The organism is Paraburkholderia sp. BCC1876 (assembly GCF_902833695.1).
Taxonomy (GTDB): domain Bacteria; phylum Pseudomonadota; class Gammaproteobacteria; order Burkholderiales; family Burkholderiaceae; genus Paraburkholderia.
Genome location: NZ_CADFGI010000018.1, coordinates 69,082 through 90,904, shown reverse-complemented (window position 1 = coordinate 90,904; position 21,823 = coordinate 69,082). Strand labels below are relative to the sequence as shown.

At 62.6% G+C, this 21,823-nt stretch carries 21 protein-coding genes and 1 tRNA gene; 10 read left to right on the top strand and 12 right to left on the bottom strand.

What is annotated here, in order from left to right:
- Window positions 1-45: 45 nt before the first annotated feature.
- Together HWY05_RS36665 and HWY05_RS36660 are read right to left on the bottom strand one after the other, a co-directional pair.
- Window positions 46-510: a hypothetical protein gene (locus HWY05_RS36665; protein WP_035561410.1), complete on the bottom strand. Its 465-nt coding sequence runs from the start codon at window positions 508-510 to the stop codon at window positions 46-48.
- A 963-nt stretch (window positions 511-1,473) separates the two neighbouring features.
- On the bottom strand, window positions 1,474-2,319 hold the full coding sequence (locus tag HWY05_RS36660) for an FCD domain-containing protein (protein ID WP_176061379.1): 846 nt from the start codon (window positions 2,317-2,319) through the stop codon (window positions 1,474-1,476).
- A 285-nt stretch (window positions 2,320-2,604) separates the two neighbouring features.
- Between HWY05_RS36660 and HWY05_RS36655 the strand changes: the two genes are divergently transcribed.
- The 9 genes from HWY05_RS36655 to dhaK all read left to right on the top strand — a co-directional run bounded on the left by HWY05_RS36655 (window position 2,605) and on the right by dhaK (window position 12,247).
- The gene (locus tag HWY05_RS36655) at window positions 2,605-3,813 is read left to right on the top strand and encodes an ABC transporter substrate-binding protein (protein WP_035561418.1); all 1,209 of its coding nucleotides are present in this window, start codon (window positions 2,605-2,607) and stop codon (window positions 3,811-3,813) included.
- 77 nt (window positions 3,814-3,890) lie between these two features.
- Window positions 3,891-4,751, top strand: coding sequence for a branched-chain amino acid ABC transporter permease (locus tag HWY05_RS36650; protein ID WP_035561421.1), 861 nt, complete (start codon window positions 3,891-3,893; stop codon window positions 4,749-4,751).
- Window positions 4,748-5,827 carry a branched-chain amino acid ABC transporter permease gene (locus HWY05_RS36645; RefSeq protein WP_176061373.1) on the top strand — a complete coding sequence of 360 codons (1,080 nt, stop codon included), beginning with the start codon at window positions 4,748-4,750 and terminating at the stop codon, window positions 5,825-5,827. The genes HWY05_RS36650 and HWY05_RS36645 overlap by 4 nt, the downstream gene beginning before the upstream one ends.
- The gene (locus HWY05_RS36640) at window positions 5,824-6,591 is read left to right on the top strand and encodes an ABC transporter ATP-binding protein (protein ID WP_035561427.1); all 768 of its coding nucleotides are present in this window, start codon (window positions 5,824-5,826) and stop codon (window positions 6,589-6,591) included. Before HWY05_RS36645 ends, HWY05_RS36640 begins: the two co-directional genes overlap by 4 nt.
- Entirely contained in the window at window positions 6,588-7,289 is a 702-nt protein-coding gene (locus HWY05_RS36635; RefSeq protein ID WP_035561430.1) for an ABC transporter ATP-binding protein, read from the top strand. The genes HWY05_RS36640 and HWY05_RS36635 overlap by 4 nt, the downstream gene beginning before the upstream one ends.
- A 33-nt stretch (window positions 7,290-7,322) precedes the next feature.
- Complete coding sequence (locus HWY05_RS36630; protein ID WP_176061372.1) at window positions 7,323-8,615, top strand: Zn-dependent hydrolase; 1,293 nt, start codon at window positions 7,323-7,325, stop codon at window positions 8,613-8,615.
- Window positions 8,612-10,102, top strand: a complete 1,491-nt coding sequence (locus tag HWY05_RS36625; RefSeq protein WP_176061371.1) for a M81 family metallopeptidase — start codon at window positions 8,612-8,614, stop codon at window positions 10,100-10,102. Before HWY05_RS36630 ends, HWY05_RS36625 begins: the two co-directional genes overlap by 4 nt.
- A 79-nt stretch (window positions 10,103-10,181) precedes the next feature.
- Window positions 10,182-10,258 (top strand) — tRNA-Val (locus tag HWY05_RS36620).
- A 261-nt stretch (window positions 10,259-10,519) separates the two neighbouring features.
- Window positions 10,520-12,247: a dihydroxyacetone kinase subunit DhaK gene (dhaK, locus tag HWY05_RS36615; protein WP_176061370.1), complete on the top strand. Its 1,728-nt coding sequence runs from the start codon at window positions 10,520-10,522 to the stop codon at window positions 12,245-12,247.
- Here dhaK and HWY05_RS36610 read toward each other — a convergent pair.
- The 7 genes from HWY05_RS36610 to HWY05_RS36580 all read right to left on the bottom strand — a co-directional run bounded on the left by HWY05_RS36610 (window position 12,238) and on the right by HWY05_RS36580 (window position 17,838).
- Window positions 12,238-12,534, bottom strand: coding sequence for a YciI family protein (locus HWY05_RS36610; protein WP_176061369.1), 297 nt, complete (start codon window positions 12,532-12,534; stop codon window positions 12,238-12,240). The genes dhaK and HWY05_RS36610 overlap by 10 nt on opposite strands.
- A 12-nt stretch (window positions 12,535-12,546) precedes the next feature.
- Entirely contained in the window at window positions 12,547-12,831 is a 285-nt protein-coding gene (gene catC, locus HWY05_RS36605; protein WP_176061368.1) for a muconolactone Delta-isomerase, read from the bottom strand.
- Window positions 12,832-12,879: 48 nt separating this feature from the next.
- Entirely contained in the window at window positions 12,880-14,208 is a 1,329-nt protein-coding gene (locus tag HWY05_RS36600) for a TIGR00366 family protein (RefSeq protein ID WP_176061367.1), read from the bottom strand.
- Window positions 14,209-14,277: 69 nt separating this feature from the next.
- Window positions 14,278-15,237 carry a 3-hydroxyacyl-CoA dehydrogenase gene (locus tag HWY05_RS36595; RefSeq protein WP_176061366.1) on the bottom strand — a complete coding sequence of 320 codons (960 nt, stop codon included), beginning with the start codon at window positions 15,235-15,237 and terminating at the stop codon, window positions 14,278-14,280.
- Window positions 15,238-15,239: 2 nt separating this feature from the next.
- A complete protein-coding gene (locus HWY05_RS36590; RefSeq protein ID WP_176061365.1) occupies window positions 15,240-15,941 on the bottom strand; it encodes an SDR family oxidoreductase in 702 nt (233 codons plus the stop codon).
- A 40-nt stretch (window positions 15,942-15,981) separates the two neighbouring features.
- The gene (locus HWY05_RS36585; RefSeq protein ID WP_176061364.1) at window positions 15,982-17,034 is read right to left on the bottom strand and encodes a cyclase family protein; all 1,053 of its coding nucleotides are present in this window, start codon (window positions 17,032-17,034) and stop codon (window positions 15,982-15,984) included.
- Window positions 17,035-17,094: 60 nt separating this feature from the next.
- Complete coding sequence (locus HWY05_RS36580; RefSeq protein ID WP_035561458.1) at window positions 17,095-17,838, bottom strand: IclR family transcriptional regulator C-terminal domain-containing protein; 744 nt, start codon at window positions 17,836-17,838, stop codon at window positions 17,095-17,097.
- A gap of 261 nt (window positions 17,839-18,099) precedes the next feature.
- On the opposite strand from HWY05_RS36580, the gene HWY05_RS36575 reads away from it, so the two are divergent.
- Complete coding sequence (locus tag HWY05_RS36575) at window positions 18,100-19,422, top strand: MFS transporter (RefSeq protein WP_176061363.1); 1,323 nt, start codon at window positions 18,100-18,102, stop codon at window positions 19,420-19,422.
- Between the two features lie 57 nt (window positions 19,423-19,479).
- Here HWY05_RS36575 and HWY05_RS38675 read toward each other — a convergent pair whose 3' ends face one another.
- The 3 genes from HWY05_RS38675 to mnmH are packed head-to-tail and all read right to left on the bottom strand — an operon-like array spanning window position 19,480 to window position 21,781.
- Entirely contained in the window at window positions 19,480-19,614 is a 135-nt protein-coding gene (locus tag HWY05_RS38675; protein WP_035561465.1) for a hypothetical protein, read from the bottom strand.
- A 3-nt stretch (window positions 19,615-19,617) separates the two neighbouring features.
- Window positions 19,618-20,673, bottom strand: coding sequence for a permease (locus tag HWY05_RS36570; protein ID WP_176061362.1), 1,056 nt, complete (start codon window positions 20,671-20,673; stop codon window positions 19,618-19,620).
- Window positions 20,674-20,713: 40 nt separating this feature from the next.
- On the bottom strand, window positions 20,714-21,781 hold the full coding sequence (mnmH, locus tag HWY05_RS36565; protein ID WP_035561471.1) for a tRNA 2-selenouridine(34) synthase MnmH: 1,068 nt from the start codon (window positions 21,779-21,781) through the stop codon (window positions 20,714-20,716).
- Window positions 21,782-21,823: the final 42 nt, after the last annotated feature.

The window sequence follows — 21,823 nt, the reverse complement described above, 5'->3', positions numbered from 1 at the left end:
GCTGCGTCACCCGGGCGCAGCGGACCAGTTTCCCTTCCAGTCCGCTCAGGCGCGCTTTCGCGCTGGCGTCTGATAGGTCATGCCTGCTGTAAAGCGATCCAGCCGTTCGCTCGCCTCGGTGATCGCCCACAGTGGGGCACGGTGCAACTGCTGGTCGTAATTCGTCGCAATTGCGGCAAAAAGTGCGACTCCGGCACTATCCAATCTCCATTCACCGGTGTCTCTGCCGATATCGAACACCATCGATACCGCACGTTCCGCAGCGCCAAGTTCCTCGCCGGATGCTGAGCCGAAGCCGGACTCGGCCAGAAAACCGGTCAGTAGCATGGTCTGCGTAAGGGTTTGCGCGTCGATCATGCTGCCTGCGCCGCGGCGCAGGGCGTCGAGCGCCAGATGTACCCGCAACGCAAGGTCATCGGCGGTTTGCCGGGCGATCGGCAACAGCATGACCTTGGCATGCCGCGCACGCGCAGCGCCAGTGTGGCGGGATAAAGGGATAGGTTGTGCCATGAAGATCCAATGTTTATGCCTGTGCAGATGCAATAACGGCGCGGCCCGCAAAAGGTTGAGCCCTCACTGATCATGCAGCAGGTCGATTGGTTGGAATGCCGGTCGATGGCCGCGCTCACGCCACTCAGCGCTATCCTTGCTGCGCGCATCCTTTAATCCGCGTGACCTGAATCTTTCGGCTGGCCTTCATGTTGCGGTGAATCTCGTCGACTGCATCGTCTGAATCGTCGATGTCTTAATAACGCCGTGAAACGATCCGCGCTTGCGGCTATGTGTCCTCACCAGGCGTATGGCGTTGGCCGGAAAGATGCTCACAGCGATTCTGCAAACGGCGGCGTCTGAAGCGACACACGGCGCGGATTCATCCACGTGTCGCTCACCTGATCGTTGCGTTTCCGTGAAGAGAGAAGGGAGGCGTCCGCTGCAGCGACGCGCTGCGCCGTAAATTTCGCTGACCGCTGACCGCTGACCGCTGACCGCTGACCGCTGACCGCTGACCGCCGACCGCCGACCGCCGACCGCCGACCGCCGACCGCCGACCGCCGAAGCGCCATGTCCCAAGCACCAGGCACCAGGCACCAGGCACCAGGCACCAAGCACCAAGCACCAAGCACAAAGTGCCAGACGGCAGCATGAGCTTCGATACCTGGTGGCCCCACATTCTCCGACCAGGCCGGACGATATCCTCGTGGCGTATGTCCGGCATTTCCGGCACATCGAGTACCCACCAGTTAACACAGCCCACATGTTCCGGCGCACGGCCTCCCACATCCACCCGGACGAGCCCCTTTCCCACCCCAGCGCTCGACTATCGTCCTACCCGCACCCCGCACCCCGCACCCCGCACCCCGCACCCCGCACCCCGCACCCCGCACCCCGCACCCCGCACCCCGCACCCCTCACCCCTCACCCCTCACCCCTCACCCCTCACCCCTCACCCCGCACCCCGCACCCCGCACCCCGTCACCCTTCACCATCGCTATCAGCCGGCGCCACGCTACGTGCGCGAACACGTCGGCGAATCTCCGAATCCAGAATCAGCCGCCCACGTAGCTTCCCCTTCATCCGCTTCACGTAGCGCGGCGCTTCGGTCATGTGGATCACCATCAACTCGCGCACCTTCTCCACGTCACGCTCACGCGCCGCTTTAGTAATTGCCTTGTGAATTTTCACGTTCGCCTGGCCGAACCGCTCGTGCTCGGACTGCGGCGTGTCGTTCCGAAACTCGATCAACTGCCGGATCATTTCGTTGATCAACTCGCAACTGAAACGCAGAAACGGGTTCGGATTTGCCGCGGCCAGAATGTCATGAAAGTTCACGTCTTCCTGACGTTGCCGCACGATATCTTTCCCACTGTGCGAAGAAGCCGGCCGATCACAGCACGCAATGCTCGCTTCCAGCGCATCGAAATCCTGTTCCGTGAGATGCGGCACTGCCCCCGCCGCCAGTTCCGGCTCCAGCAATTTGCGCACGGTGTAAATGTCGTCGATGGAAACGTCTTTGAAGAACAGATAGTTTTGCAATAGCTGCAACGTGCGATCCAGCGGCACCTCCACCACCATTCCGCCGCCGCTCGGGCCCGTGGTCACCTTGATGAGCCCCTGCACCTCAAGCGACTTCAGCGCTTCGCGGATCGTACTTTTGCTCACCGCAAAAAGCTGCTGCAACTCCACCTCGCGCGGCAGCCGATCACCCGGCTTCAGGTCCTTCTCGGTGATGAGCCGTTTGATTTCCTCCGCGACCAGATCGCCGCGCTTCTGCTGTTTGATCTCAATCGCGGCGCCAGCCTTGGCGCGGTCCATGGCCATATTCGATGCTCCCAGTTTGTCCTGCGCGATCCCCGATCGGTCCACCGGCCTCTCAACGACCAGCAAGGCCGCTTCGATGCTGCCAGGAATTTTGCCTTATTGACACTCGAATTTATTGTACCTACGATCAAGTCCAACCTATTTATCATGATAAATAGAACAAAACCGATGCGGTGAAAAACTTCGCGGCGGGCAGCAAATTCAAGCAGTCTCAAGCAGTCGTTCGCGCAATGCGTGCAGTTTCGTAGTCGGTCAGTGTGTGTCTCTTTCCTAAGGAGCGTCATTTTGAATCGCCGAAATATGTTGAAGCTGGCCGCGTTGTCGGCCGTTCCGGGGACGTTGGGCTCGCTGGTCGCGCGTAGCGCGTTCGCGCAGGCCACGACCTTGCAATTTGCCTGTCCGGTGCCGATGTCGGGGCCGTTCGCCGCGAATGGCAAATACGCCGACCTCGGCATGAAGCTCGCGATCGAGCAATACGGCAAGGTACTCGGTGAGCCGCTCGCTTACACGGTGCTCGACACGGAAGGCAAGCCTGCAACAGCGGTGCGTCGCGTACAGGAAATCGCGCAGCAGAAAAATGCACGCTTCTTTGCAGGCGGTATTCTGTCATCCGAAGCATTGGCGATGGGCAAGGAAGTGCAGAAGGCCGGCGGCGTTTTCATCACCACGGCTGGCGCGGACGAAATCACCGGCAAAGACTGCAATGACGCCACATTCCGCTGGTCGGTGCCGACCTACGGCGCGATCGAGCAAACGGTACGTCCGCTGATCCAGACGCTGCCGAAAGCAAAACGCTGGTACACGATTACGCCGCAATACGTGTTCGGCGACGGCTTGCTATCGGCGGCGAAAGCGATTTTCAAAGAGAAGGGCATCGAGCATGTGGGTAACAGTTATCACTCGCTCAACGAGAAAGAATTCAGTGGCTATCTGACGAACGCGGTCGCGGCGAAGCCCGACGTATTGCTGATTCTGAACTTCGGTTCGCAATCGTCCGACACGCTGCGCCAGGCCGTGAGCTTCGGCATGAAGAACAATTGCACGATTCTGATGGCGTGGGCGTCGGGTCTCGAGCAATTCGAATCGCTCGGCGCGGACCTGTGCGAAGGCGTCTATTTCGGCGCGCAGTACTGGCACGGCATCGATTCGCCGCTCAATCGCGACCTCGTCAAACGCGCCAATGCCGCATTCAAAGCGAACCCCAACTATAGCCTCGCGGGCTCGTACATTTGTACGAAGATTCTGCTCGACGGCATCGTGAAAGCGGGCAATGTCGATCCGAAGAAAGTGGTCGCCGCGCTCGAAGGCATGAAATACGACGGTTTGACCGGTCCTGAAGAAATCCGCAAAGGCGACCATCAGGTACTGAAGAACTATTATCTGTTGAAAGGCAAGGCGAAGAACAAGATGAAAAACGCCGACGATTACGCCGATATCGTGAGCTCAGGCCAGTCGTTCCTGCCGCTCGACAAAACCGGCTGCAAGATGACCTGATGCCGCCGTGCGGTGCTGTCGGGCGCCGCAAGTGTGCCCGCAACGGTCTCCTTTCGCCCATCCTATAGACGGACGCCATGAACGTTTATCTTCTGCAGATCGTCAACGGCATCGGAGTGGGAATGCTGTATTTCCTGCTCGCGGTCGGCTTGTCGATCGTGTTCGGCCTGCTGCGCTTCGTGAACTTCGCGCACGGCGCGTTCTATCTGCTCGGCGCCTACTTCTGCTATCAGGCGATGCAGTGGTCGATGAGTTTCTGGACCGCGCTGGTGGTCGTGCCGATTGTGGTCGGTGCGCTTGCGTGGGTCGTCGAGAAACTGATTCTGCGGCACGTCTACGCGCAGCAGCACGAGTTTCATATTCTCGTGACGGTCGGCCTTGCGCTCGTCGTGCAGGAATGCGCGATCCTGATCTGGGGGCCGATCGGCGACAACGTGCCGGTGCCGGACATGCTGAACGGCGTGGTGATATGGGGCAGTTTCGTCTATCCGAAGTACCGGCTGTTCGTGATCGGTTTCACCGCCGTGCTGGCGGCGTTGCTGTGGTGGGTGCTGGAAGGTACGCGGCTTGGCAGCGCGGTGCGGGCGGGTAGCGAATCGACGGAGATGGTGTCGCTGCTGGGTATCAACGTGTTACGTGTTTTCAGTTTGGTGTTCGCGCTTGGCGCAGCAACGGCCGCGTTGGCGGGGGTACTTGCCGCGCCGATTCGCGGCGTCGATCCGTTCATGGGCATCGAGGCACTCAGTGTTGCGTTCGTGGTGGTCGTGGTCGGCGGCATGGGTAATTTCCTTGGCGCGCTCGTCGGCGGGTTGCTGGTGGGCATCGTGCAGAGCGTAATGAGCACGTTGTGGCCGGAAGGCGCGAGATTGATGATCTACGTCGCAATGGCCGCCGTTCTATTGCTGCGTCCGAACGGCTTGCTTGGGAGGGCGGCATGATCGATACCTCGAAACCCGGTGAGCAAAACGTTTCGTCCGCAACGACCCAGCGCGGTGTAAAACCGGCACTGTACCGCTATCGTTTCCTGCTGCTCGCGCTTTTAGTGGTGTGCGTATTGCCGCTGACACTGCGTTCCGGATCGCTGGCCACGGAGGTGCTGGTGTTCGCACTCGCCGCGCTCGGCTGCAATCTGTTACTCGGCCACACCGGCTTGCTTTCATTTGGTCAGGGCATTTTCTTCGGGCTTGGCAGTTATTGCGCCGGTCTGGTTCTCACTAAAACAGCATTGCCTGTTCCGGTCGCGTTGCTCGCGTCGATCGTGATCGGCGCAGCGGCCGCCGTATTGGTCGGCTGGTTTTCGATTCGCCAGCGCGGCACGTACTTCGTGATGTTGACGCTCGCGTTCGGGCAATTGTTCTATTTTCTGGCCTACACCACGCCTGATCTGACCGGTGGCGATAACGGCTTGCTCGACATTCCGCGCCCGGCGCTCGGACTGTTTGGAAAGACACTCGTGCCGTTGGCATCGCCGTGGCAATACTACGGTTTCGTTGCCGTGCTTTTCCTCGTGGTGTTCTGGCTTTTGATGCGCGTGTCCCATTCGGTGTTCGGCCGCACGCTACTTGCGATTCGCGACAATGAGGCGCGTGCCGCGGCAGTTGGTTATGACGTCAAACGCTTCAAGCTGATGGCGTTCGTGATCTCCGGGGCAGTCACCGGTCTCGCTGGGGCGCTGCACGCGCTGATGACCGGTATCGCGCCGCTGTCCAACATCGACTATCACACGAGCGAGATGATCCTCGTGATGACGGTGATCGGCGGGACGGGTAATCTGTTCGCGTCGGTATTAGGCGCAGCGTTTTACGTGCTGTTTGCCGACTGGCTGTCGACTCTGTGGCCGCGCTGGTTGTTATTGCTAGGCATTGTGCTGATCGCGGTCAGCCTGTTCATGCAGCGCGGCTTGTGGGGGCTGGGTGAACGCATCTGGCAAGCGCTGCGCGACAAGGCTGAGCAAAGGGACAACAAAGACAACAAAGACCAGAAAGACAACGACGCCACCCAGGAGCCCGTATGAGCGAAGCCATTCTACGAGCCAGCGGCATCGTAAAACGCTACGGCAAATTCACCGCGCTCTCCGACGTCAACCTGAACATCCTGCCGCGCACCGTGCATTCGGTAATCGGGCCGAACGGAGCAGGCAAAACCACGCTGTTCCATGTCTTGACCGGCACGTTGCCCATCACGGAAGGCAAGATCATTTTCGACGGTCACGACGTTACGCGTGAGCCGGATCATAAGCGGGTGCGCCGCGGTGTCGCGCGCTCGTTTCAGGTGACGAGCCTGTTCGCCAATCTCAGCGTACGAGAAAATCTGCGCCTCGCCGCGCAAGGCGTCGACGCCATCCGCGCATTAAATGCGTGGACCCCGCCGCACGGCGCGCTCACGCATGCGGAGACGGTCGACGGTGTACTCGAACGGCTCGCATTGCAGCGTTTCAGCGAGGTGCCGGCGAGCGCGCTGTCGCACGGTCAGCAGCGCCGGCTCGAAGTCGGCATGGCGCTCGCCGCGCGGCCCAAGGCGATCTTTCTCGACGAGCCGACATCGGGCATGGGCATCGACGATCTCGACGATATGAAGCAGTTGATTCGCGGCCTGCGCGATGACTACACGGTGGTGCTGATCGAGCACAACATGGGGATCGTGATGGATATCTCTGACACGATCACCGTCATGCAGCAAGGGCGTGTGCTGGTTGAAGGCCGTCCCGACGAAATTCGCGGCGACGAGCGCGTGCGCAGCGCCTATCTCGGCAATATGATCACCGGAGGCCGCGCATGATTCTCGACGTGCAGGACATTCACGGTTTCTACGGCAAGAGTCACATTCTGCAAGGCGTCACGCTGCAGATCAACGAAGGCGAAACCGTCACGCTGTTAGGCCGCAACGGCGCGGGCAAATCGACCACGCTCAAAGCAATTGCGGGCGTCGTCACGCCGCAGCGCGGCACCGTGACCTTCAACGGCGCGAAGATCGGCGGCCTGCCTTCGCACAAGATCGCCTCGCACGGCGTGTGCTTCGTGCCCGAGCATCGCGGCATCTTCCGTTTGCTGACTGTCGAAGAGAACCTGAGGCTCGGCGCACGCAAAGGTTCTCCGTGGCAACTCGACGACATCTACCGCATTTTCCCGCGTCTGAAAGAGCGGCGTACGAACGGAGGCGCGCAACTGTCCGGCGGCGAACAGCAGATGCTCGCGATCGGCCGCGCGCTAATGAATCACCCGAGGCTGCTCATGCTCGATGAACCGGTGGAGGGACTCGCGCCGGTGATCGTCGAAGAAATCGTCGCACAGCTCAAACTGATTCGCGAGGCCGGCGTGGCGATTCTGCTGGTCGAGCAGAACCTCGAAGTCTGCACGCAGCTCGCGGACCGCCATTACATCATCGAACAGGGCGTGATCGTCTATTCGGGCGACAACGCGTCGTTCGCCGCGGACGAGTCGATCAAGGACCGTTATCTCGGCGTTGGCGTCGTCTAACGCGCAATCTGTCTTCAACACGAGGAAGCATTGATGCAAGTTCACGAATCAACATCCGTCGCGACGTCTGCCGATTTGCGAGTCGACGGCGCGCGGCTCTGGGACAGTCTCATGCAACTCGCGCAGCTCGGCGCGACCGACAAAGGCGGTGTATGCCGGCTCGCGTTGACGGAGCTGGACCGCGAGGCTCGCGACCTGTTCATCGCGTGGGTGAAGGAGATCGGCTGCACGGTGCGGATCGACGCGATCGGCAATATCTTCGCGCGGCGCGCGGGCTTGCGTGACGACTTGCCGCCGGTGATGACCGGCAGCCATATCGACACGCAGCCGACCGGCGGCAAGTTCGACGGTAATTACGGCGTGCTGGCGGGACTTGAAGTGTTGCGCACGCTCGCCGATGCCGGTGTGCGGACTCAGGCGCCGCTGGAAGTCGCCGTATGGACCAACGAGGAGGGCTCGCGTTTCGTGCCCGTGATGATGGGCTCCGGCGTGTTTGCCGGCGCGTTCACGCTGGAGCACGCGCTCGAACAACGCGACCGCGAAGGCATCTCGGTGCGCGACGCGTTGGCGGCAATCGGCTATGCGGGCGAAGATAAAACCCCGCATGCGGTCGGCGCCTACTTCGAAGCCCACATCGAACAAGGCCCCGTTCTGGAGGAACACGACAAAACCATCGGCATCGTGCAAGGCGCGCTCGGTCAACGGTGGTACGACGTGACGGTGCACGGCATGGAAGCCCACGCGGGCCCGACGCCGATGGAACTGCGCCGCGACGCATTGCTCGTTGCGGCGGATCTGATTCACGCGGTCAACCGCATCGCGCTCGATCACGCGCCGCACGGACGCGGCACCGTGGGCTGGCTGGACGTGCATCCGAACTCGCGCAACGTGATTCCGGGCCGCGTGACACTCACGGTCGATCTGCGCGCGGCCGACGACACCACGCTGACCGTAATGGACGACGCCTTAAGAGCTGCATGCGCGCAGGCAGATGCCAAGACCGGCATCGCGATAGACGTCGAACAGGTCGTCTATTTCCCACCTCAGCCTTTCGCCGCGGAACTGGTCGCCGCCGTGAAGCAAGGTGCGGAACGACTGGGATTTTCATCGATGGACGTGATCAGCGGCGCCGGTCACGACGCGGTCTATTTGGCGCGAGTCGCACCGGCCGCGATGATCTTCGTGCCGTGCAAGGACGGTATCAGTCACAACGAAATCGAAGACGCGCGCGCGGACCATCTGGAAGCCGGTTGCAATGTGCTGTTGCAGGCCATGCTAAATGCGGCGCAACGAGTGCCAAGCGAACCGGGGAGCGTCGGCGCATGAAAATTCTGATCGCCCGGATGAACCACGAGACCAATACCTTCTCGCCGGTCGCTACACCGCTGGCCGCATTCGGCCGCAGCGGCCCCAGCTACGGCATGGACGCATTCAAGGAGAACAAGGGCATGCAGACGGCGATGGCCGCCTTTATCGACGCCGCCGAGCGCGAGCAGGCGGAGATCGTCACCCCGGTATCCGCGTCGGCGAATCCGAGCGGACCGGTCGAGGCCGCCGCGTACGACGCGATTTGCGACGCGATCGTTGCGGCCGCAACCGGCTGCGACGCCGTGATGCTCGATCTGCACGGCGCGATGGTCGCTGAAAATTCGAACGATGGCGAAGGCGATCTGCTCGAACGCGTGCGCGCCGCGTTACCGCATGCGCCGATCGCGGTAGCGCTCGACCTGCACGGCAACGTCACGCAAAAGATGATCGACAACGCCGACGTGATCGTCAGTTTCAAAACCTATCCGCACGTCGACATGTACGAGACCGGCGCGCACGCGGCGCGGCTGATGTTCGACCTGGTACACGGCAACGCGAAACCGGTGATCGCCTGGCGGCAGCCGCCGTTGCTCACGCACACGCTGCGTAGCGCGACCGCCGAGGGCGCGATGAAGCGCGCCGTGGACGCCGCGCGCGCGGCCGAAGCCGACGGCCTGCTCGCGGTCTCGGTGTTGTCGGGCTTCTCGCTGGCCGATATCGCCGCGCCTTGCATCAGCGTGATCGTCGTGAGCAACGGCGACCGCGCGCTTGCTGAAGCAACCGCGGAACGCATCGCCCGGCAGATCTGGGCGGAGCGCGACGATTTCGTTTATCGCAGCGCGCCGCTTGCCGATTCGGTCGCACAGGCGGCCGCGCTCGCGCAGGGCGCCGATAAACCCGTGCTGCTGCTCGATCACGGCGACAACTGCATGTCGGGCGGCACGTGCGACACCATGGATCTGTTCGAGGAAGCGCTGAAGCAGAAGCTCGACGGCATCGTCAGTGGACCACTGTGCGATCCGCAAGCGGTCGCGGCGTTGATGGCGGCCGGCGTTGGCAGCACGGTGACCGTGACTATCGGCAATAAGGTGGCGGGCAGCGCGGTGACGCCACGGCCGCCGGTCGCCGTCACGGGTGTGGTGCGTGCGCTGACTGATGGCGAGTATGTGATCAGTGGGCCGACCTACACGGGTCAGCGCGCGTTCATGGGACGCGCCGCGGTACTCGACACGGGCACGGTAAAGCTCGTGCTCACCGAGCGCACGCACGAGCCGTGGGATCTTGGCGTGTTCGAAAGCGTCGGCATCGATCCGCGCCGCGCGCGTTTCCTGCTGCTCAAATCGCGCATGTACTGCCGGCCGGTTTTCGTGCCGATCGGCGCGGCGCTGGTGGAATGCGACAGTCGCGGCGTGACGAGTTCGGATTACGGCCTGTTCGAGTTCAAGCACGTGAATCGACCTGTTTATCCACTGGATGTCGACGCCGAATGGACGTCCACTCACTGAATCGATTCACAGGTCAGCCACTTCGTGCAATCCGGGGCTTGTGCAACGCGCGCCGAGTCTCTATAATTCGCGCCTCTAAAGGCTCGTAGCTCAGTTGGTTAGAGCACCACCTTGACATGGTGGGGGTCGTTGGTTCGAATCCAATCGAGCCTACCAACGCATCAGTGACGTAGACGAAAGCGGCTCCGCTTTCGTCTACGGTCCTGTAAAACGTCTCACCCAGGCGTTCAGTCTGTCGCAGTCACTCCCTCCGTCATACCCCATCCATCGCAGCGTCATGCTCTCGCGCAGACCAAGCTCGTGTATCACGTCGTCTATCGCCAATGCGCGGTACAGTTAAGCCTCTCCGTTTCGCCACTGAATAAACTGCCGTGCTCGCCACGCAGCGCCGGCAGCTTTAAAAAGGAAGCTGACGCAATGAAGAAGCTGATCAACGACGTCTCCGCGGTCGTCCCGGACATGCTCGACGGACTCGCGGCGCTCAATCCCAATCTCTCCCTGTTGCAAGGCGGTTCGATCGTCGTGCGTGCCGATGCGGAATCCGCTGCGGCGCGCGGCGAAGTCGCGTTGATCTCGGGCGGCGGCTCGGGCCACGAACCGGCACACGGCGGCTATGTGGGCGCAGGCATGTTGAGCGCGGCGGTGGCGGGCGAAGTCTTCACGTCGCCTTCCACCGACGCCGTGCTCGACGCGATACGCGCGGTAGCCGGCGCCGCAGGCGTCCTGCTGATCGTGAAGAACTACACGGGCGACCGCTTCAATTTCGGCCTTGCTGCCGAGATCGCACGCGCCGAGGGCATTCCCACCGAGATGGTGATCGTCGCCGACGACGTCGCGCTGACGGCGAGCGGCGACCACGCGGGCCGTCGCGGACTCGCGGGGACCGTGCTGGTCCACAAGATCGCGGGCGCGGCGGCAGCAGCGGGGCGGAGCCTGCCGGAAGTGGCACGGATCGCACGCGAGGTGGCCGGCGCGCTCGGCACCATGGGTGTTGCGCTGACGCCGTGTACGGTGCCGGCCGCCGGCAAGCCCGGCTTCGAACTGGCCGACAATGAAATCGAATGGGGACTCGGCATTCACGGCGAACCCGGCGTGGAGCGCGGTGCGATGGAGTCGGCGGACGTTATCGTCGGCAAACTGCTGGCAAAGATCGTCGGCGATCTGTCGTTGCAGGCTGGTGAGCGCGTGGCTTTGCTGGTGAATAACCTGGGCGGGACGCCGTCGAGCGAATTGAATGTCGTGGCGGGGTCCGCGCTGCGTTATCTGGCGGGCAAAAGTATCAAGGTCGAGCGCGCGTGGGCCGGCACGTTCCTCAGCGCACTGGAAATGGCGGGCATTTCGCTGTCGCTGCTGCGCGTGGACGACGAGCGCCTGCGCTGGCTCGATGCCGCGTCGCACACCAGCGCATGGCCTGCATTGAGCGGGCGCGTTGCACAGGTTTCTGTACGGCCAGCGCCGGCTAAAGCTGAGAGCGTGAATGGTCCGACGCTTTCGCACGAAGCGCCACTGCGCCGCGCGATCGAAGCCGTTTGCGCATGCCTGCTGGAAGCCGAGCCGACGCTGACCGACATGGATCAACGCGTCGGCGACGGCGATCTCGGCATCAGTCTGTCACGCGGTGCGCGCGCGATTCTTGGCGAGATCGATACCTATCCCACCGAAGCGACGCCGGGCGCCGTGTTGCGCAGTATCTCCGCGACAGTAAGGCGTATGGTCGGCGGGACATCGGGGCCGCTCTATGCGGTGATGCTGGTGCGTGCCGCGGTCACGCTGGAACAGTCGAGCGGAACCACTGCAACCCCAGCGACCGCTACCGCCACCGCGCAGAATTGGGCCGCCGCGTTCAGCGCAGGCGTAATAGGACTGATGGAACTGGGCGGGGCGCATCCCGGCGATCGCACGATGGTCGATGCGCTCAAACCCGCCGCCGATGCATTGCAATCCGCACTCGCCAGTTCGAACGAAACCGGCGCGGCATTGAAGGCCGCCGTCGATGCGGCCACCGAAGGCGCCGCGCAAACGGCGTCGATGCATCCACGGCGAGGGCGGTCGAGTTATGTCGGCGACCGCGCGCTCGGCCATGTCGATCCGGGCGCGCATGCCGTGGCGTTATGGCTCGCGGCGATCGCAAGCGCTTACAGGTAACACTCGCCGTCGAAGTAGGCTTTGCGCCAGTTGGTGATCGTCACACGCTCGAACAGGTCGACCTGTGAAAACGGGTCGGCCGCAATAAACCGTTCGGCTTCTTCACGTGTGTTCAGATCGACCACGTACACGCCGCCGCCCGCGCCGCTGCCGTCGTCGTTCAGCTTCGCGCCGCAGGCGAGCAGCAGCGCCCTGTTCTGCTCGAGAAACGCCAGGTGCGTTTCGCGCTCACGCACGCGGACGTGCGCGTGGCCGGGTTTGTCGAATGTTTCGATGATGTAGGGCATGCGCGCTCCGCGTCAGTTCGGCACAATCGCCGACGGATGTTGCGCGAGCGGCGTGACGTTCAACACCATGTACGGAAACAGCGGCAACGAACTGAGCAAGCTGTGAAGCTCGTCGTTCGATTCGACGTCGAGCACGCTGTAATTCGCGTACTGTCCGGCCACGCGCCACAGATGCCGCCATTTCCCTTCATGCTGCAGCTTTTGCGAGAACGCCTTTTCTTCCGCCTTCAGGCGATCGATCAGCGCCGTGTCGGCGTCGGCAGGAATCTGAACCTGCATATGGACCATATACAACATGTCATTCCCTCCATCGAATAGACCGCGCGTGGCGGCCGAAGTGTCTATTTAACCCCAGGCGAGAATCGCCACGGTGTACACAATGCCGATCCAGAACATCATGATGACCGTATAGCCCATGATGTCCTTCAGTTTCAGCTTCGACAGCGCGAGCGCCGGCAGAATCCAGAACGGTTGGACCAGATCGTTCCATGCGTTGCCGAGCATCACGGCGGTCGCGGTGTGTCCGACCGACGCGCCGATCGACTTGGCCGCTTCGATCATGAAGGGGCCTTGAATCACCCAGTGACCGCCGCCCGAAGGTGCGAAGAAGTTGATGAAGAACGAACTCACCAGACCCCAGAACGGCAACGTGGCGGGCGTGGCGATCTTGACGAAGAAATGCGAGAACGTGTTGACCAGTCCCGACGACGCCATGATCGCCATAATGCCCGCGTAGAACGGATACTGCAGGATGATGCCGCTGATCGTGCGAATGCCTTCATTCAGTTTTTCGACGTAGCGAATCGGCGTGCCGAGCAGAATGATGCCGAGAAACAGAATGATGAAGTTGATCAGGTTCAGGTCCATCGAACCGCCGCCGCGGAAATACAGCACCACGTAAACCACGCCGATCGCGCCGATCAGGTAGCTCAGCAAGCGGCTGTTATTCAGGCGATTCGCGAGCGTGTTGCTCTCGTCGGTATCCACGGCGGGCGTCGTGCTTTTGGGCGCTGCGTTCAACGCACGGTCGATCTCCGTGACCGCCTGGCCCGGCTTCGGATGCAGCCACGCATTCAGCAGCGGCAGCGTGATGATAACGACCAGACTCGTTATCAGCATGGTCGGCGAGAAGATCGTTTCCGACAGCGGAATCACGCCCATTTGCGCTTCCATCGGATGTCCCTTGGTGGAGATCAGCACCGGAATGCTGGCCGACAGACCGAGGCCGTACAGCGTGAAGCCGCTATACGCCGACGCGATAATCAACGGATAGTGCACGCCCTTGATACTCATCGCGAGTTTGCGTGCGACGATTCCGCCGATCACCAGACCGAAGCCCCAATTCAGATAGCTGCCGATTCCGCCCACCAGCGTCGCGACGATCACCGCCATGCGCGGATCGTGCACGCGTGCGACGAGCCGGTCCAGGAACCGCTCGGTCAGCGGCGCGGTGGCGAGCACATAGCCCATGGCCAGAATCACCGCCATTTGCGTCGTGAACGCGAGCAGCGCCCAGAAGCCCTTGCCCCAACTCAGCGTGAGCGCGCTGACCGCCTGGCCTTGCACGAGCACGGCGAGAATCATCGTGAGTAACGTGAGGCCGATGGCGAACACGAACGGGTCCGGCAGATACTTGCGCATCAGCTCGGTAAAGAAGGCGGTGACTTTCTGCATGTGACGGTCTCTGGATTGGTCGAATAATAGTTATCGGGTCATGCGGCGAGATACGACGAACGGTGTTGCTTATGAATCGTTGGCGGCGGATTCCTTGCGATAGCGAGCGAGGCTCATCAACGCGCGATCGCGCCACGCAACGCGCGCTTCCCATTGATCGAGCGGCAACGCGCTGCGGCGCGCGGTATCGACGGCGGCGACGAGTTCGCTGGTCCACGGATCGTGCTGACCGCGTTCGGCGCCCATGCGCGCATACGAAGGGCCCATTTTTTGCGCGTGCGATGCAATGCCGCCGCGGGTATTCAGATCGACGGTTTCGAACGGGCCGATCACCGACCAGCGCAAACCGAGACCTTCGCGCACGACGGTATCGACGTCGTCCACTGAGGCAACGCCGTCGCGCACGAGGCAATACGCCTCGCGCAACAACGCGCCTTGCAGCCGGTTGAAAACGAAGCCTTCCACTTCTCTGGCGACGCGTATGGGCTTGAGTCCGGCTTCCGTGAACAGTTTCATGGCGCGCGTCACCGCATCGGCGTCCGTGAACGGCGCGGGCACGATTTCGACGACCGGTATCAGATAAGGCGGATTGCCCGGATGCGCGACGAGGCATCGGCCGCGGCCAGGCAAGGTTTCGTCGACAAAGCGCGACGCTGCGAGAAACGATGAGGCGCTCGCGAGAATCGCATGCGGGGGCGCGGCGCGATCGAGTTGCGCGAACAGGTCGCGCTTGATGGCTTCACGCTCGGGCGCGCATTCCTGCACGAGATCGGCGTCCGCGGCGGCAGCTTCGAGCGTCGTGACGATGGCCACGCGCGCGGCGATCTCGCTAGCCGCTTCATCGAGCAAGCCGAAACGGGTCAGCTCGTCGAGCCGCTGCATGATTTCCGCCGCCGCCAACTCGCGCCGTTCGACCGCCGGATCGTACAAACGCACTTGCCAGCCGGCCCGCGCGAACACCACGGCAAACGCAATGCCGATACTCCCGCCGCCGACAATCCCCGCACGTCGCGTCACCTGAGCCCGCATGTTCACACTCCCGCGACGCCGACGGTCATGCCGCCGCACACGTACAACACCTGACCGGTGACGAAGCCGCTGCGCGCGTCGAGCAGATACGACGCAGCGTGCGCGATGTCGTCCGGCGTGCCGACGCGCTTCACCGGCACGCTGTCGATGATCGCGCGCGTGCGCGGCGCATCCGGCGGATTCGCGCGGTCGAACAGTTCGGTGCGAATCGGGCCGGGACCGATCGCGTTCGCGGTCACACCGAACGCGCCGAGTTCGAGCGCCCAGACCCGTGTCATGCCGATCAGGGCCGCTTTAGTCGCGGAGTAAGCGGTGCGCAATTCTTTGCCGAGCGCTGCGCGCGACGACATGTTGACGATCCGTCCGAAGCCCGCCGCTTTCATGCCGGGCAGCAGCGCCTGCATGCATTGCAACGAGCAGCGCACGTTGAGCGCCCACGCGCGTTCGAGTTCTTCGAGCGATTGCTGATCGGCGCTAGCCGGCATCACGACGCCGACGTTGTTGATGAGGCGCGTGATCGGGCCGCCTTCCAACGCGCGTTCGAGTGCCACCGCGGTCGCCTGCGGGTCCGACAGATCGGCGATCAAGCCGTCGCCCACGCGGTCGATCACGACCACGTCATAACCGTCTTCCTGGCAACGCTGCGCGCACGCGGCGCCGATGCCGGCAGCGCCGCCGGTAATCAAAACTCGTTCTTCGGCCATGTTTCAGAATCAGAAGATGAAAGAGGAGAAGCTCAAGCGGTCACACGGTCGCGATCGGCGTGACAGGCGAACCCATCGCACCCGGCAAGCGCAGCGGTGGCGCGGTCAGCATGAAATGCGAGCGGCCGTTCGCGCGCAACCACGTGGCGAGGTCGCGCAAGTACCAGAGTTCGCCGAGCGGCAAACCGAGTTTGAACAGACAGTGATGATGCAGCGGCAGCAACGGATGCTCGCCTTCAATGGTCGGCGGCCGAGCCGGATAGCGCTCCACCGCGTAGTTGTCGGCGGCGAGCGCGGCGATGCCGGAATCGGTGATCCATTGCAGCAGGCGTTCGTCGCGGCCGTCGAGTGCGCAGCAATGGCTGTCGAGCACGCTCTCGTCGGGGTGGCGATTCATCTCCAGCACCATCTCGGCGAAACCGGTGCGCAGCACGAGCATGTCGCCGCGTTCTATTTGCACGCCGTCGGTCTCGATCGCGAACATCAGGTCGTCGTAACCGACCGTGCGATGCTCGCGGCCATAGTGCGCCACCAGATCGATCAGCACGCCGCGTCCTTGCATGCCTTTGACCGCGAGATTTTCGATGCCGAGCACGTCCGCGTGACTGTGTTCGCCGCCGCAGGCGTGCGGCGCGAAATCGTCGTCGGCGCGATAGTCGATCGGTCCGACGATGTCCGTCTGCGCGCGATAACCGTTGTAGTAGACGCTTTCGGCCACGCCGTCGCCGTCCGCGTCGAAGCGCGCGCCCACGTGCGCGAGCGAATCCCATTGCGTCGAGTACTGCAGGCTGAGCAGCACCTGATCGTCGCTGATCACGTCCGTCGCGCCGGGTGCGTTGCGTGCGAAGGGGAAGTTCACATAGGGCAGGCCGTCCTTGAAAGTCGGCCGCAATACCGGCGGATGACGGCGCGCGTTCAGCTTGCTGTCGCCCGGAAAATCGAGCGGTAAAGACAGGCAGAAGCTCAACCCCGCGCGGATCTCGCGGGCGCCTTTGAGCACCTGTTCCGTGCCGATCAGATTCGGCCTGCCGAGTTGATCGTCGGCGCCGAAGTCGCCCCAGTTCGATCCTTCAGGTTTGTTCTTCCAGCGCATTGCCACTTCCTCTACTGATCTGGCCTGCGCGCTTCACGATGCGAGCCGTGAAGCGCGCCGTCACGCGAGCAAGGCGGGCGGGATCTGGCCGTAAATGTCGAGCAGCGCTTCGATTGCGCGTTGTTCGTTCTTGAGAAGCCGCGCCTTCGGGCCGCCGATCACCAGCGCAAACGCCTCGCCGTGAATCAGGAAGCCGCGCGCGAGCCCGGCGACGTCTTCGACGTTTTCGCCGGTCGAGCGATGCCAGCCGTTTGTCACGCCTTGCTCGACTTCGATCTCGAGCGTCTTGCGCTCGATCACCGTTCCGTCGGTCGACGCGGTCCACGGTTCGCAACTGTCCAGCAGCTTGCGGCGCGCCTCCACCGACAGCGCGCCGAGCAGCGCCTTGCCGGCCGCGCTCGCATGCACGTACATGAAGCCGCCGGGTTCGTCGCTGTAGCGAATCTTCTGGCGCGACTCCATCACGTCGAGATAGACGACGCGATTGCCGGCCAGTGTGGCGAGCGCCGCGGTCTCGCCGGTGGCGTCGCGCAACGCGGTGAGCAGCGGCTGGAACAGCAGCGTCAACGGGTCTTCGCTACAGATGTCGCGCGCCACGTGCAGGAGCCGCTGGGTCGGGTAGTAACCGGCCTTGACGCCCGGCGCGTACAGGTAGCCCTTGGCGACCATGGTCTGCAAAAGCGCATGGCAACTCGACAGCGGGATCTCGGTTCGACGCGCGATCTCGCTGTAGATCATGGGTTGCCGCACTTCGGCAAAGAGGTTTATCACGTCGAAGACGCGTACTGCTGTTTTCACATCCATGAGAACATTATCGACATACCGATAACTAGATGGCAATAGCGGACGGGGTATACACCTAGTTCGTGCGGGCGTGGCTGTTGGTGCCGCAGGGTAATTCCTTAGTTGACGCTAGTTGTGGGGGCTCCCTATAGTCGCGCTTTCTGTTCGTTTACGGAAGTTAAGTTCATCAGTCGAACATTTGTCGACATGAAAACGGACAGAAGCGGAGGCGTTTCAAGTTCCTCCGACGCATTCGCGATACCAACATGGAGACGTACCCCGATGGCGCTCACCCTCGACACACAACGCCGTAACGCCCGCAAGGCGGGCATCGCATCATTCGTTGGGACAACCATCGAGTGGTATGACTTCTACGCGTACAGCACGGCGGCGGCGCTCGTGCTCGGCAAGATCTTCTTTCCGACCACCTCCGCGCTGGCCGGCACGCTCGCCGCGTTTGCGACGTTCTGGGTGGGCTTTCTGGCGCGGCCGATTGGCGGCATCATCTTCGGCCACCTCGGCGATCGGGTGGGCCGCAAGAAAACGCTGATCATCACGCTGATGCTGATGGGCTGCTGCACGACCGGCATGGGACTGCTGCCCACCTACAACCAGGTTGGCCTGTTGGCGCCCGCGTTGCTGATTCTGTTCCGCCTGATGCAGGGCATTGCGATGGGCGGCGAGTGGGGCGGTGCGGTGGTGCTGTCGTCGGAACATGCGCCGAAGGGCAAGGAGATTCTCTATTCCGCGTTCGCGCAGCAGGGGTCGCCGGCGGGCAATCTGCTCGCCACGGTGGCGTTTCTGCTGACGTCGATGCTGCCCGATCACGAGTTCCTGACGTGGGGCTGGCGCGTGCCGTTCCTGTTTTCGGCGCTGCTGGTGGCGGTCGGCATGTTCATCCGGATGAGCGTCGAGGAATCGCCGGCCATGCAGGAGTTGAAGGACAAGAACAAGGTCGCCAAACTGCCTATCGCCGAAGTCTTCCGCAACCACAAGGGCCTCGTTGCGATGGGCGTGGGCGCGTGCGTGATCGGTTTGTCGGCGACTTACTTCAAGACGACGTTCGCGTTGTCGTGGGCGGTGACGAGCATTGGTTTCGACCGCACGCAGTTTCTCACCGTGATTACGGGCGCGATCATCGTGCAGTTGATCGTGCAACCATTCGGCGCGGTGCTGGCGACCAAAATGGACCTGAAAAAAGCGGTCATTTATATGCTGGTGCCAGAAATCGTCGCACTGCCGCTGATGTTCTCATTGATCGCCACCGGCTCGACGAAACTCGCGATGCTCGGCATGGCGCTCGCGTCGATTCCGCACTCGCTGTACTACGCGGCAATGGCGGGCATTCTCGCGAAGTCGTTTCCGGTGCAGGTGCGCTACACGGGCATTTCGCTTTCTTATCAGATTTGCGGCATGGTGTTCGCCGGCACGACGCCGATTCTCGGTCAGTACCTGCTCAGCGCGACCGGTTCGATTCTGTCGGTCGTCGCGCTTGGCGTGCTGCATGTGTTGATCGCGCTGTTCTGCGCGCTCGGTTTGATCACACGCATGCATCAGGAAGGCGCGCGCGACGCGGCGCGTGAGGCCGCGCTCGTACAAGGCTAAGGCTGCCGCACGATCGTTGCCTTGAAGAAAGACGTCCTCGGTGGACGTCTTTTGCCATCAAGGGCGAAACAGATCGAACCCGGCCAACGCGACCACGCCGCTGACCATGATCATCGCGACCGAGTGCTGTCCGAAGTAAAGCAGGCCCGCAGCGGACCAGCTCGTCAGAGCGAATGCGGCGATATGTTTCATAAGTTAAAACCCCAAAGCGACGGCGAGTAAGCCGCTCACCACACCACACACCACGACCGCCAGCGCAACCACCGTCAGCACGCGACGCGGGAACGAGCGTCCGAGCATCGCCATGGACGGCACGCTGATCAGCGGCAGCGTCATCAGCAACGCGCCGGCGGGACCGGCCGCCATGCCGAAGGACAGCATGGCCTGGATAATCGGCACTTCGCCCGCGGTCGGGATCACGAACAAGGTGCCGGCAATCGCCAGCGCGACGATCCACAGCAGACTGTTGTCGATATTCGGGCCGATGTGCGGGAACAGCCATGCGCGCGCCGCGCCGAGAATCAGCACGAGCACGATGTATTCGGGAATCAGCCGCAGCGTCATCGTGCCGAGAATTTTGACCCAGCGCGTGAAGGCGGTGCCGGGTCCGTCGAGCGTGATCAGTTGGGCCATGGCTTCGCGCGACGCTTCGGCTTCCTTCGGCGTCACCATGCGGTTCACCAGATAGCCGAGGCCGAATACCATCACGATGCCGAGGGCGAGCCGCAGGCCCATCCACTGCCAGCCGAGCACGAAGCCCATGAAAATCAGCGTGGCCGGATTCAACGCGGTATTGCCGAGCCAGAATGCGATCGCCGCGCCGGGCGCGGCTTGACGCGCGCGCAAACCGGCGACGACCGGCGCCGCGCAACAGGTACACATCATGCCGGGCAACGACATCAGGCCGCCCTTCACGACGCTGCTGAAATCGCTGCGGCCGAGCGCACGCGCGACCCATTGCGGCGGGATCAACGCCTGTAGCGCCGACCCCAGCAGCAGGCCGAGCACCATGGCTTGCCAGATCGCCTTGCCGTAGGCGAGGGCGTAGTCGACGGCGGCTTGCCACGATGCCGCAGGCGCACTGGCCGAGGCGCCCATCAGGATCGACTTGCCGATCGAATGCTGGCTCGCCGCGACGAACGCGCGGTTGTAGTACGGGAACCACTTCACATAGAAGAGGCCGACGACGGCGATCAGCAGAAACACGATCCAGCCCAGTGCGACGCGCGGCTGACGGAGGGTTGATTGCATGATGGTGTTAAACGTAAGTTTTAATCGGGTGATCAGGTGATCAGGTAACCACGAGCGTGTGGTTGTCGAGTTGCGCCAGCAGCGCCTTCGCCTGGTCGACGACATCCGTGTCGTTGGGACGGAAAAGCAGCGGCAACGCGCGCGGCAACTGCACGAAATGCTGGTGGCTGCTGCGCGCATACGCCGGATCATAGTGCCGCTCGATCAGCTCGCGGGCGAGTTCGGCGCGCGCATTGCCGTCCACCAGGTGTTGCCAGCCGGCGATGCGTTCGCGGCTGTGTAAGCCGATCATTCTTTGCAACTGCCCTTTCAGCGACTCGGGGTCGTCGAACAGATGCGCGTAGTCGTGCAGCAGAAACGCCGCGCGATCTTCACGGCTCGACTGCACTTCGACGCAGGCGCCCTGATGAAACGTATCGAGCAGTGCAAGCGGCAGCGTAATGGAACCGATGCGGCGGCTCTCCGCTTCGACGAACACCGGCCGCGTGGGATCGAAGGCGCGCAGGGCGCTGGCGAGCAGCGTGTCGAAACGCTTTTGCGACGGCTGCGGCACGCCCGCCCATGCGCCGAGCAGCGAGCCGCGATGCGACGCCAGCGCTTCGAGATCCAGCGTTTGCGCGCCCGCCTGGTTCAGCGCGGCGAGCAGGCGTGTTTTGCCGCTGCCGGTGGGACCCACCAGCGCAATATAAATGAAGCGGGTCGGCAACGTACCGAGCGTGTCGAGCGTGGCCCGCCGGTAGCTCTTGTAGCCGCCGTCGAGCTGGCGTGCCTGCCAGCCGATCATGTTGAACAGCGTCGTGACCGAGCCCGAGCGTTTGCCGCCGCGCCAGCAATAGATCAGCGGCCGCCAGTTACGCGGCCGGTCCGCGAAGGTCGTTTCCAGATGATGCGCGATGTTGCGCGCAACCAGCGCGGCACCGATCCGCGTGCCTTCGAACGGCGACACCTGTTTGTAAGTCGTGCCGACCAGTACGCGTTCCTCGTTGCTCAGCACGGGGGCGTTGGTCGCGCCCGGAATATGGTCTTCCGCGAACTCGAGGGGCGTGCGTACATCGATGATTTCGTCGAAATCACCGGCTTTTTCGAGGCTGACGAGAAGATTTTTCAAGGGGAACGGACAGGGCGGCGCAGCGGAAGGGTGAAATTATCG